Annotated in this window: 7 protein-coding genes; 1 reads left to right on the top strand and 6 read right to left on the bottom strand. The window is 62.3% G+C overall.

The window, feature by feature from the left end; translation table 11 throughout:
- Positions 1-87 precede the first annotated feature (87 nt).
- Complete coding sequence (locus tag A8M77_RS08645; protein WP_143694567.1) at positions 88-996, top strand: helix-turn-helix transcriptional regulator; 909 nt, start codon at positions 88-90, stop codon at positions 994-996.
- A gap of 237 nt (positions 997-1,233) precedes the next feature.
- Here A8M77_RS08645 and A8M77_RS36415 read toward each other — a convergent pair whose 3' ends face one another.
- The 6 genes from A8M77_RS36415 to A8M77_RS08610 all read right to left on the bottom strand — a co-directional run bounded on the left by A8M77_RS36415 (position 1,234) and on the right by A8M77_RS08610 (position 12,628).
- Positions 1,234-2,379 carry a Wadjet anti-phage system protein JetD domain-containing protein gene (locus tag A8M77_RS36415; RefSeq protein ID WP_192871568.1) on the bottom strand — a complete coding sequence of 382 codons (1,146 nt, stop codon included), beginning with the start codon at positions 2,377-2,379 and terminating at the stop codon, positions 1,234-1,236.
- Positions 2,376-6,074, bottom strand: coding sequence for an SbcC/MukB-like Walker B domain-containing protein (locus A8M77_RS08635; protein ID WP_086921144.1), 3,699 nt, complete (start codon positions 6,072-6,074; stop codon positions 2,376-2,378). The genes A8M77_RS36415 and A8M77_RS08635 overlap by 4 nt, the downstream gene beginning before the upstream one ends.
- Positions 6,071-6,742 carry a DUF4194 domain-containing protein gene (locus A8M77_RS08630; RefSeq protein ID WP_086921143.1) on the bottom strand — a complete coding sequence of 224 codons (672 nt, stop codon included), beginning with the start codon at positions 6,740-6,742 and terminating at the stop codon, positions 6,071-6,073. The genes A8M77_RS08635 and A8M77_RS08630 overlap by 4 nt, the downstream gene beginning before the upstream one ends.
- Positions 6,739-8,166 (bottom strand): Wadjet anti-phage system protein JetA family protein, encoded by a 1,428-nt coding sequence (locus tag A8M77_RS08625; RefSeq protein WP_086921142.1) that lies wholly within the window; start codon positions 8,164-8,166, stop codon positions 6,739-6,741. Before A8M77_RS08625 ends, A8M77_RS08630 begins: the two co-directional genes overlap by 4 nt.
- A 344-nt stretch (positions 8,167-8,510) precedes the next feature.
- Positions 8,511-10,109, bottom strand: coding sequence for a hypothetical protein (locus tag A8M77_RS08615; protein ID WP_086921140.1), 1,599 nt, complete (start codon positions 10,107-10,109; stop codon positions 8,511-8,513).
- Positions 10,106-12,628, bottom strand: a complete 2,523-nt coding sequence (locus A8M77_RS08610) for a hypothetical protein (RefSeq protein ID WP_143694566.1) — start codon at positions 12,626-12,628, stop codon at positions 10,106-10,108. The genes A8M77_RS08615 and A8M77_RS08610 overlap by 4 nt, the downstream gene beginning before the upstream one ends.
- Positions 12,629-12,761 lie beyond the last annotated feature (133 nt).

Here is a 12,761-nt window from a genome sequence, read left to right as displayed (position 1 = left end):
CCATCGCAAGAATAAAAATTATGCGCATAAATTCTACGCGCATAGTTACTGTTCGTACAAACCCGATTGTTGGGTACCATCGCTGCCATGACCCAGGAACCAAACACGGCCGCGGATGGCGCCGGTGAGCCAGGCGCAGAGAAATCGCTGCGCTGGAGTCAAGACCGCCGCTTGGAGTTCTTGGACTTCAGGCTGCGCTGGGAAGGCCGAATCAACCGCAGCGACCTCACCTCGTTCTTTGGCATTTCCGTGCCACAAGCAACACTGGACATCAGGGAGTACCTCGAGCGCGCGCCCGGAAACGCCGCCTACGACGCGAAGACCCGCGGCTATCTGGTCGGTTCTGCTTTCAAGCCGCTCTATCCAACCAACGAGCCAGGCCGGTACCTCAACGAACTCCTAGCCCGCACGGCAGGGATGCTTCCGGCCGAGCTCAGTTTTCTAGGCTGGACTCCTCCTACGGTCACCGTACCCGCCCCGATTCGGACGCTTGAGCCGACTATCGTCGTTTCGGTCCTCACTGCGATTCGCCGCGGCATGTGCCTGAAGGTCAGCTATCAGTCAATGTCCAAGCCAGAACCCACGGACCGCATACTCGCACCGCATGGTGTCGCTTTCGATGGATTTCGATGGCACGTTCGCGCTTACTGCCACCTGCGTCGCGAGTTCCGTGACTTTGTGCTCGCAAGGATGCTCATGGCGGAGGTTGCTGAGGAGGCCGGCACCGACGGGACTGATGACTCATCTTGGCACCAGGTGGTCAGCCTGGCGCTTGCTCCGAACTCACGCCTTCCGAAGGCAACGCGGCGCGTCATCGAGCTTGACTACGGCATGGTCGACGGAGAAGTAATTCTTGAATGCCGACAAGCAGTGCTGTTCTATGCGCTGAAGCGACTTGGGTTGCTCGAGCCCGCTGACGACAGGCCGAAGACCCAGCAGATAGTACTTCGCAACAGAGCGGCGGTGATGAAGTTCCTCCCACTGACCAGGGACTAGCTAGGTCTCACATTGGCGCCACGCTCAGCCCCATTCACGTCGCCGGCGTACGAAGTGGCGGAGGCACCTGGTGCCAGGCTGCGATAACAGGTCGTGCCACGAAGCGTTCGGCTGCCGAGCTCCTTGCGGAGCGCTGCGCCGGGACGGCGCCCCACGACCATCGGAAGTTCCTGAGCGGCAGGCCTGGGTCGCCGAAGAAGCGGCCCATTGGTTTGGCCATTGCGGGAGCAGCAGGCCTTAAGGCCTGAAGAGCTCTTGGTCGACAAAGCGGCCTGTGTCCCGAAGCGCGGGTGCGAGTTGTTCGTCCGCGTAAGGGCAGCTAGAGTGAGCGAGAGCCTTTTGTCCCTGCTTTTCGGCGGCTTCAGGTGAGTGCCCCTGCCCCTCCCGCAGCGCCGCGAGCATCGGCGCATAGCCGGGCTGCCAGGCCGTGAGCCCGGGAAAGCTCGCCCTCATGGCCGCGAGGATGCGCATACCCGCCCAATCGAGGTCTCCCCAGAAGTACGCCGGCTGGGTCCCTTTCCCGAAGAGCCAGGCCTTGAACCCGTCACGCAGGTCACGCGTGTCGCCGCCTTGGTCTGAGAAGAACAGCGAGCACCCGTCGGAAGTTCGCATCCGCTGGGCGCTGCCTTTGAAGCCAGATGCGTACGCCAAGGCCAGCCCCTCCAAGGCGGTGCTGCCTGAGCGCATGGCTCGGTCGTAAGACATCAGGTTCTCGATGAACAGGACGCCACGGAAGCCCACCGGTGGCAGGAAGACCTGAAGCTGCACCGGCGACTCCGGGAATGGGCAGTCGTCGAGCTCGAGCAGCGCTGCAACCAACGCCTGGCGCTTGTCGAGGACCTTGGACATACCCCAGAAGAGCTGCGACGAGACCTCACGAAGCAGCAAGGGCTCGTTCTTCAAGGCCGGAAGTTCGTTCAGCCTGGCGACGACTTCCGACATGGTCCGGTCGGGCATGTCGATGCAGAACTCACCGACCTGGCGCTTGACCTCCTCCGAGGCGGCCAGGCCAGCGAGGACAGCTTCTCGCCAGCGTTCGGAGGCGCTGCGAGCTCGCTCTGGCCGGCCAACGGCTGCGCGCAGGGCTAGTTCATTGAGGACCGTGACTCGTGGCGACCGGTCGTACCCGGAACGCAGCCTGGCTAAGCCATCAGGCCTGACTGCCACCCACCCCCAGCGCACGAGCTCGCCGAGGTGTTCCCAGAGCGTCTCCTTCTGTGACTCGAACGGCGCGTCGTAGAGGGCTGGCCAGGTCTTCGGGCCAAGCGCCACCGACTGCGCACGCGTTCCCCGCTGGTCCGCACTGTCGAGCCTGTCAACCAACAGGCTGAGCAGCTGCTGTACGCCAGCACCTTGCAGCCACAGTGGAGCGCGGTCGCTCAAGGCGCAGCCTCTGCGGAGCTAGCGGGTGCTGCATCAGCAAGTACCCGTGACACGAACAAGTCGCCAGGCGGGGGCTGCAGCACTGCCGGCGCAGGCTCCTTCGCCTCGAACGCCAAGCGTGCTTGCTCGCGTGCTTTCTCGCGATGTGCATCCCACATCTCGCGCATGCGGTCCTTCTTGAAGTGCCGTTCGTCGCACTCAATGATGAAATCGAGCTCGCCGTTCATGTCGTCGACGCCGGCGCGGCTGTAGCTGAACTCTCGGTCGAACTCGGGGCGCAGGCCACCAGCGCCGCGGGTCGGCATCGCGCTAATCAGCTGAAGCCCCAAGCTTTCGCGCAGGTACCGCAGCACGGCTCGGGCCCGCAGCTCGTCCATACGCGAGAACGACTCGTCGCTCACAAGCAGGCGTAGGCTCGGCCCCTTGTCGAACAGCTTCAGTCGGTTCGTTACAACGGCAGCGCGGACGATGTATGCCGGAGTCTCCAACTGGCCGCCGGAACCGGTGCCCCAGGTGGACAGCGCGATTCGACCCCCACTGTCGGATTCGTTCCAAATTTCGTAGCGTCGGTAGTTCCGGTAGTCGGCAATGCGCAGGAGGTCGCGTTCAGCCCGTTCCTGGTCCTTGTCCAGCAGCAGCTTGACCAGCCGGTCACGTACCGCTTGGTGCTTGTCGGTCAGGGTCGTCTCTGCAAATAGGTCCACCGTGTCAGGGGAGTCGGCCAGCTCGGCCACCGCCCTGAAGAAGCCGTAGTAGTCCTCGAACTCCGGCTCCCACTTGGACCAGTCGATGGTGAAGCGGTCGGTGCCGAACTTGAGGTTCTGCAGCTCCGCGTTCATCTGCCGCAAGGTTCGAACGCCGTCATCGACCTTGGCCTTGATTTCGACACAGAACTGCTTGGTGAACACATCGTGGAACGAGCGTTCGGCCTTTCCCACCTCATTGCGGTTGTTGTACAGCCCTACGCCTTCGAGGTCAGCATGCAGGGCGCCCACCGCCCGGCCCAGCTGGACAAGAGGTCCGTAGCAAGGGTCGAAGCCGTCGCCTTCGTGGAGGTACGGCAAGTGGACCTGAAAGCGTTCCTCCGTCTTGGCTTTGGCGTTGTGTTCGCTGAGTTGCTCACGAACCTCGCCCATGCGCAAGGCAGGAAGACTGCGCAAATGGTCACGCCGTGCCACCACCTCTGCCACCGATGCCACCGCGAGTTGGTCCTCTACCTGCTCCGACAAGACCGTGTAGGTGCGTTCTGGGTTCACCTCGCACAGTTGCTTCAGGCGGCCAATCTGTCGCTGCAGCTCGCGCAAACGGTCATCGCGCCTGGCATTGATGCCCTTGATGGCCTCTTCCGATTTATCCGTGCGCTCTTGGGCGAGATTGATGGCCCGACGCGCGACGTTGCGGTCTCGGTCGACATCACCAAGTTGGCGCTGCAGCTCGGCCAGGCGCGTCTCCAGGTCGTTCACTTCGCGCAGGTCCAACTGGTTCAACGCGCGCTCAGCCTGCTCAATCTCACCGGCAAGGTTGAGCAGCGGGTCAGGGTCGAAGTTGGGCTCGCGCACGGTCGACAGGAGCGACCGAACATCGTTGAGCGTCTTCTTCAGGGTCTGCAGGTCAGCCAGTCGACCCTCGGCTTCCTCAAGCTGAGCCGTGGTGCGCCGGAGGGCACTCTCACGGGCTGCACGGCCGAACACCAGTTCTTGGCGCTCCGTGACGAACATGGTCCGGGAGCCGCTGCCCTTGCCGTCCATCGTCAGGCCGCGAGCGACTTCGCGCAGCTGGTGCGAGCTGTCCACCTTGATGACCGACCCGTACTGCTCGATGAGGTACGCCCGCGCGATGGGATGGTTGGTGTGCAACTCGTGGATGATGGACTCGCGCGGCACACGGCTCATGTCGGCCTTGTCTAGGCAGCGCTTTCCCTGCACCACCTTCGCTTTCGAACCCCACGAGTGGAGGTAGTCAATGGTCTTCGCCTCCCACTCGGGCTTGACGATGAGGTTGAAGCGGGCGTTACCCATGTAGCCTTCAATGGCCGGCTGCCACTTCTCGGAGGCGGGCTCGACCAGGTCGCAGAGCACCAGCACGGACGTTTCGGGCAGCGCTTCGCGGATTTTCGCGACCGCAATTGCCGTAGGCTGGTCGTAGTTGCCTCTACCGGATGCCAGATTGGCTTTGGTGCTGGCTAGGTCATGAACCGTTCTCTGTTCTGTCTCAATACGCGTGCTCAGCGATGCCTCGTCGGCCGCGATGGCCATGGAGACGCTGTCCTCCGGGCCTACCAAGGTCTTGAACACGTCGGCAAGACCTTGGTTCAGTCCCTCGAACTGGCCAGACAGCTCCAGGAGCTCATCGGGCACGAGCGACGGCGACTGCAGGACTCGATGCACCGCCTGCACAAGGTCTGCCAAGTGGCCGAGCTCCGTCTTGCCGAACGCCCGTGCAACCGCCTCCACAGCTGCAAGCAGGCGGGCGAACTCCTTGGGCACCGCCTTGCCAGCCAGCTGCCGCGCGACCTGGTCGATGTTCGCGGCAGAGCGCAAGCCCTTGGCCAACTCCTCGAGCACCTTGCGGGCGTTGGTGGTGGCATTTCGCAACTGGAGCTCCAACCGCTCCTTGACGCCGTGAGCTTCGATGCCCTGCAGGGTTGCGGTCAGCTGCACACGACCGCGGTCTAGGTTGTCCCACTGCTCGGTGAGCGTGCGGAGAAGCGCACGATTGCGCTCCTCGATTTCGCCGTCGGTTGCAATCTTGCGGCGTTCCTCGGCAACGCGGGCTTCGTCGTCGCGCAGGTGAACCTTTGAGAGCAGCAGGTCATATTGAACCTGCTGCTCGAACGCAATCGCCGTCTCGTCGATGACGCCCTTCAGCGACTTCAACCGCTCAACGGTGGCGCTCAGCCGCTCGCCTTCTTCCCGAAGGCTGGTCACCTGCCGCATAAGTTCGCTGATGCGAGAGATGCTCTCTTGAAGCAGTTTGGCGTCGAACTCCAGGATGTCATCACGCACCAAGTCGTGCACTGACCCGATGGGCTTGTAGGCGATGGACTGGCTCCACGCCTTGGCCGCGTTCGAAGTCTCGTCCCACGTCACGGACGTGCGGCCGCGGAACCGCCCGTAGAGCGCGCAAAGATAGTCCTTCTTGTGGCTGTCGAACGAGGTGACCTTGCGATAGCGCGACTTCAGGCGTTTGACCAGGTCCTCGACGGCAACCCACTCGCTCTGCTGAGCGTCCTTGAGGAAGTCAGCGACACCCAGCGCTTCTTCGTCAACGATGACGAGCTCCAGCCGTTCGAGTCGGGCAACCCGCCGCTCCCCCTGCCCGTCGACCCGCGCCGCCGCGGCGACAACCGCGGTGAAGGGCTTGGCTGCGATTTCGCCATCTTCGGGGCGAAAGACGGCCGCCGCACAGCCTTGCGCGCCATCGGGCCGAGAGAAGAGGCTGTATTCAGCACCACAGATGAACGACTCGAGCGTGCGCTTGGTCTTGCCGCGCCGACCTGTGCCATGCGTTTCCTCCTGGCCAGGGTTGTACGCGACGATGCCTTGATACGACGCCGTCATCACCGTCTGCAGAGCGTCGAGCATGGTCGACTTGCCGGCTCCGGTTGGACCTGTCAGCAAGGTCATGTTGCCGAGCTCATAGTCACCTGGAGGCAGTTGCCCCCAATTGACGAGTACTAAGCGGTCGAGCTTCATTCAGCCTCATCTCCTACAGTCGTCACCTGCTCGACGACACCATCCGTATCGAGAGCTGCGCTCATCGCGTCGTTGGAAACGATGCCCAGAATGGTGGGTCGGATGGCTAGCAACGCGTCTTCGTCGGCGATGCTGAAGGTTGGCGAGTAGCTCAGCAAACGGTGTTTGCGTAGCTCTGCAAGCAGCTGCATCTTTTCTGTCGAGCCGTTCGGCAGCGGGCGCTTGAGCTGCGTCTGTAGTGCCACGGCCAGCTCTTCGAAACTGATAAGCGCTTCCCCTTGCGGTTGGATGTCGCCGGAGTTCAGCTTGTTCTGGTACAGGAACCGCAGCGCCAGGGCTGCCGCAACAAAGTCAGCCGAGACACGGGCCCGCAGCGCAGGCACGGCTTCGAGGGAGTCCTCAGGCAACCCATCAACCACAGCGCCTGGCGCGTAGAGCCGGTAGAACTGATTGGTCGTGTCGTGGTGCAGTAGGAAGCCGGCAAGTTCGAAGTAATCTTCGAGCAGCTGCTGGATGCGCCGAGCATCGTCGTACAGCGCCTGCTCAGTGCGGTCCTCGTCGCGGACGATGACGCCATAGGAGAACAGCCGGGTGACCAACTCGCGGAAGCGCTCCTGCTTCATGTTGACCAGCGCCAGCTGGTCGCGAACGACGGTGGACAGGTTCATTTCTTCAGGTCGATTTCGTAGTCGCTGCCGGAATAGGCCGAGTTGTCCATGCGCGTAGGCAACCTGCGCACCGAGAAGTCACCATCACTGGCCCGTGCGGCTTCCACCGCCTGCATTGCTTTGAGCACCTCTTCTGCGCTCTCTGTCGGCAAAGCGGACAGTCTCACCGAGTGCCGGAAGATGCGGAGGTCCGCTCGCAGACCCTCGGCCACAAGCTCATTGGGCAGCGAGAAAGCCTCGGCCTCGGCGCGCGCCAATGCGGCAGCCAGGCGCTCCTCACGGGTGGTTCGCGGCCGGATGGTGACGGTGACGGCCTTGCGCCGTTGCGTCGCCGTTCGCAGTTTGAAGCTTGCTGGGTCGAGCAGCCGAACCTCAGCGTTGGCCAGGTGAGCGCCGTAGTGGAGAAGAAGCCGGTCCTGCGTTTCCCGGTCTTCGGCCTGTGCCACCCGCTGGATGCCCTGCAGGTATGCGTGGCGCAACTGGCCCGCGCGCAGCATCAGCGACTGCATCGCCAGCCCGTTGACGCGCTTGAGGTAGGTCTCCATCGCCTTGAGAAAGCCCGGCTGCTTCGTCTCGCAGGCAGCGTCGACGATGGCCTCGATTCGGCCGAGAAGCCACTCGTAGACGGTGAGGCCGGAGTGCTCCTTCACCGCCCAGTGGGCGATGTCGTGGAGCTGTTCGTCCATCCGGCGGAACTTCGCATCGTTCACCTGGCGCAGCCGCTCCAGGTTCTGGCGGATGGCCTGTCTGTTGAGCATGGCGTTGTCCGCCGTCAGCTGCTTGGAGTAATCACGCTGGAAGCGGTCGAGAAACTCGACGAACTCGCTCCATTGACGCTGCACCGAGGCCGTCTGCATCAGGTGCCGCACCAGCTCCTGGAAGTAGTCGATGCCTTCAGTCAGGTCCTCGATGACCTTCTCGGCGTATTCGTAGGCGTCGACCAAGTCATGAGCGTCGCCGCGAGGCTGCAGGGCAGCATCCAAGGCGTTTCGGCAACCGCGCATGTTCCGCTGTCGGCTGCGACTCGGGCGGTCCAGCGTCCAAAGAGCCTCCGCGAACAGCTTACCGGGCCGCGAGAATCGGAACGCCGTGACCAGACCGTGCCGGTCGGCGAACTGTTCCAGCCAGCCATCGGCGAGCAGCGCTCGCATCAATAGGTTCGTCAGCTGCAGCGGCTCCCCGTCGGCGATGCTGAACTCGTCTTGCTCTGTCTCGGTGGTGAGCCGGTCGGGGTTGTCACGCACGACGGCCATTAGCAGCTCGCGCAACGCGTCCCGCGTCATCGTGTGCGCGTAGTCGGCTGCCGGTCCGTGCAGACGTTCGTACAAGGCGCGTAGACAAGCGACGACGAGCTCCCGGCGGGAGCTGTTCAGAGGGCGAAAGAAGCGTTTTCGCTCAGCTTCAAAGAACACGGGTTGACTCATGCAATGCTTTCCCCGTGAACCCGCTCAACGGGCCATGCGTGAAGACTGCGCGCGCTCATGCCGCTGCTGCCCGCTTCACCGTGGACTTCTTTGCAGCGGGCTGCTTGGTGGCGGTCTCGACGCACTCGGGATGCCGCAATCGATGAAGCGCCCACTTTGGACATGCTGCTCGCCAAGCTCAACAACCTCGCTCGCGAGAAGTGGGACTGGGCCTTACCGGACGCGCTCTCGCGAAAGGCGTACGTGAGCCTGTACCTTGACTTGAAGGAGGGGCTTGCCTGGGTCCGGCAAGTGCAGCGATACAAATGAGAGGACATTCGACCAAGTGAGCTGACGTTCCATCCTTAGACAGCAGAGTAACTCGGCTCTTGATTCCTGGCTTTTGGAGCCGCCTTCTTGAGCATCCCGCATTCAGCCATCAGGGCGAGGGCCGAGGGTAGGCGGTCGGGTGTTCGCCGCGGCTTCAGAGCCTTCTTTGCATTTGGCAGGAGCGAGGTAAGACCTCTGTCTTCGATAGACATTCGCATCCGGCTCTTCTCGTCACTTGAGCGGGAGGCCGCAACCCCGAGGTGCTGGGAGATGATGAAGCGGGCGAACACCTTGTAAAGGACAGCGCTCATCGGCTGCCCCTCGTGACTCTTGACGAAATCAGCCCAAGCGCCCAGCGGAAGCCTAAAGGTGGCACCAGCACCGACCTCCGCCCTCGTCACGTCGTCTTCCCGGAACGCCTCAGCGAATCGTACGCACAGCAGCAGAAGGTGAACCGAAGCGGCAAGCATCTCCTTGGTGGGCTGGGCGCTCTTCACAGAGCCCTCCAGCGCGTCACACAGGCCAAACACGTCATATTGGGGTTGCGTCACGCCAAGCGCGAAGAGCTCATCCAATCCTCCCGTGCCCGGCCTAAGCATCGCCATCTTCTCGCGCAGGTAGCTCGCATCTGCCGGAGCCCCGACTTCCACATCCAGAGCCTGCATTGCGCGCTCCACGAGGGCGTCCACGTTGGTCGCGTGAACCTGAAGCAGGCATCGCTCCACCCACCCAAACAATGTTTCGAGGGCGAGGCGCTGCGCTTGACGCACCTGCAGGAGTTGCCAATGTCGTTGAAGCTGCTGGAATATGACGGCTTCAGAGCGCTCAAGCAGCGCAGCAGGCAGCACTCGAGTCATCGCGGCTCGCAGTTCCACGGGCGTCAAAGGCCTGTCAAGCTGCTTGAGGGTCTCGATGGCGTACAGAAGCACCGCGGAGCGACGGCCAGGCGGCTTTCCGGCGAGGATAGCCCCCTCCTGAAAGAGGCGCTCGGCGAACGCCTGTTGCTCCTCCTGCGTCACATAGGAGATGCTCCAGGCTTCGTAGAAATGTCCGTCGATGAGAGCTCGGGACGCTTCAACTTCTGTCAAAGAGCTGATAAACGCGTACTGGTCGGCAGACAGACGCGCCCTGAGTAACGCATCAAGCGCCAATGCAAGCCTCCTTCCGAAGGTAGTTACCTTCAAGAACTTTTCGTCTGGAGAATCGAGGAATCCCAGCCCTGAAAGACTCTTGATAGCCGGTCCATAGAGAGCTGCGTCGAGAATGCTGCCCGCGCGCTTGAAGTCAGCGAACTGGAATCGAAGTACGTCGCCCGTAGGTACTGTCTGCTGACGGCCAGGTAGGCCTTCAGCGTCGTTCTCTTTCACATGACTGAAAGCATAGACCGTCTCGACCTTCTGCTGGAAACGCTTGAAATCATCGGTAGACACATTTGCCCAGCCGACTACGCCTTCTTCGAACCGCCACGCAATCCAGGCCATGAGGGTGAATGGCCGAATCATGTCCACGACATTGTTGATGCCGGGGAGCATCACGTCCATCATCGACAGGTTGATGGCGCGCAGGCCAAGGTAGTCAACGCCCTCGGATTCAGGCGGGTGCGGGTCCACAAGGAACGGCCCTTCTGATGTCATGAACCGTCCTTCGCAACGAGGAACTGGCCACATCGGCAGCGGTAAACACCGAACTTGTTCAACCGCCAGCGGATGCCCGATTCGAGCTCCCAGCCGCCGCCCTTCACCGCCACCTGGTAGGGATTTTCGCATCGCCCAGAGGGGCACTGATTGAGCGTACGCACATCCACATTCGAAACCTTCGCGCTCTTAGCCTGCGTCGCATCGGAAATCTGCCGCACGAGAGATGCCAATGAGCTGGCATAGGTCGTGAGCTCAGCTTCCTGGCTTGCAGCCCCGGAGATGACCGCATTCGTGACCACCTGGCGCTCGGTGGGACGCGCGAGAGCGTCCCGCAAGGCGGCCACAGCCATTTGAACCTGCTCACCGACAAGCGCCGTCGCCCTCGGGTCGTCTAGCCAGGCTTGGGCCATTGACGCCACGTCATCCTGGGAGAACTTGCGACCGAAGAAGGTCCGCATCCGCCTTCGCAGTTCACGCACAGGGTCGACCGCTTGCGCAACCTCGTCGGGGGCGCGCTGTGTCGGTACTTGCGCAAGGCTGACCCCGTACTTCGATTGAAGGCTGAGCGCCCACGCTGCCGAGACTCCACAAACATGCCGCGCAAGCCACTCACGGTCTTCCCAATCCAACCGTATGTTGCACACCTCGCGCAGCCAGGTGCTCGAGAGGAAGGCAAGCGCACCATCTGGGTCCTTGAGCTCTCCTACCTGGTGTACCAGCACTGTGCCAAGCCAGACCATCAATAGCCGAAGCTTCGCCTTCTCCAGCGCTACCAAGGAGCCCGGCTCCCGGACGAGAAGAGCGTTCAACTCGGACAAGCGCAGGTGCAACACCTCGTAGACCTGCGCCACTTGGCGCCCGCGCCTTTGCACCCTCTTGCGCTCCTGCTCGGTCTCTTGCTCAGTAGCCTCACTGCCAGAGGACCGGCGGCTGAACGGGTCTGCAGGCGCTACCGGCTTGTTCCCTTCATTCTCTTTGTCGCGCTCGCGACCCAAGCGCGGCAGAAGCGCCGCCATCAACGCGTCCAGCAGGTCCAGCCCTCGAGCACCGGCGTTCATCGCATCGAGGAGCGACCTTCTGCCTGCCCCGGCCGACTCCTCGCTGACCTTCATGGCCGCAAACTGGGCGCCGGTCACCTCGTAGAACCTTGCCGTGTCAGCGTGCTTTGCCTGTTTCGACCGGGGGGTGACCGTTGCCTGAATGGTGCGGCTGGCTTCCTGAGCGAGGATGTCCAATAACAACTGAACGTCCTGGGGAGTTTCATTGCCGGTGGTCTTGCGGAAGACCGCATCTATCAGCCGTCGATTCCGCGCCTCGAGCCTTAGAACCCGAGCTACCTGAACCCACCCTCTAGCGACTATGTCGTCCTTGCTTGCGATGACCTGGAGCGTCCCCAGACGGCTAGTGTCGATGGACGTCAGCGGAATCGAAAACTGGCCCTTACCTGAAACTTCCACCTCCTCTCGCAAGAGCACCTCGTCCGAGGACTCCAAGCAGACAATCCACACCCCGGCCGGCGCAGTAACCAGGAGTTGCCCTTCCATTACGTTGTTTTCACCAAGAACCGCGAAGAGGCAGGGTCTACGTGCGTCCTCCCGCTTCGGGAAGTCACCAGGTTCATACTGAGGCTCCGCAGCCTCTTCCCAAGACGTCGTCGGCGCCGGCAGTTGCCGCAGCACGCCGCACTCGACGTTGTCCGGCGAAGCAAAGGAAGTCACGGTTGCATTGAAGCTGCCCGTCAGCAACAGCGCTCCTGTATCGCCACGGGCCTCAAACCACTTCGCATGCAGACCACGCGGCTTGGAGCCGGCCGCGGGAGCGACCAGCCGCAGGTCGGGAAAGTGCGAGCGCGCGACAGCAAAGGGAAATGCACTGGATTCGCCCGGTCGGGCTGGCACCCCAGCAACCAGCTTGCTGACGCTTAGCGCTTCGGCGAGCTCCAGAATTGGCCTTGCGCTTGAGTGGTGGTACGGCGAGAGGACCAGCAGCTCGTGCCACTTGCCACCAATACGGGTCGCGGCATCAAGCATCTGCTGCTTGCCTGATGCGACCAGGCTGTGGATGAACTCCACCCTGCCGTCATCTGTCTTGCCGCTGGCGACTGCCCGCATACGAGTAGCCGTTGCAACCATGGCGCTCACGTCAGGTATCTGGACCTTCTCGCTACGCGCGAGAGCCTCGAAGAACTCAGCGCCCTGCATGAAGGCGCTGGGGCATGCGGAGGGCCTCAGGACCTCCAATACCTCGATGTTCCCACCATGCCCAGGGTAAGTTACGTTGCCACTACCCACGAGGAAAAGGTCCTCCGCCGGCGCGTCAGCATCCCTATCTTTGGATTCGCGAGCTTCCAGGTAGACCAGCTTCGGATGGAAGATGCCGCTTTTGGAGCGTACTGGGACCACCGAGTAGTCTCGACCGACACCGAGCGACCGCTGCTCCATGAGGGAATCGCGATACCCCGAGGTGTCCGCGAAGATGGTCAGCGTCTCGCAGCCGCTGCGGCGCAGTGCCGGCATCACGTGGGATTCAACGTACGTCAGGGAGAGTGTGTACGTCGTGAAAAGCGCGCTCTTCCACTCCCCACCCGCGATGACCCCGAGTACGGACCGGGCAAACGCATTGGCCTGGTCTCTTGAATCCACTGCATCA

Source organism: Variovorax sp. JS1663 (assembly GCF_002157355.1).
Lineage (GTDB): Bacteria > Pseudomonadota > Gammaproteobacteria > Burkholderiales > Burkholderiaceae_C > Variovorax.
The sequence above is the reverse complement of the archived record's forward strand: the minus strand, read 5'-3'. Positions and strand labels throughout refer to the sequence as shown.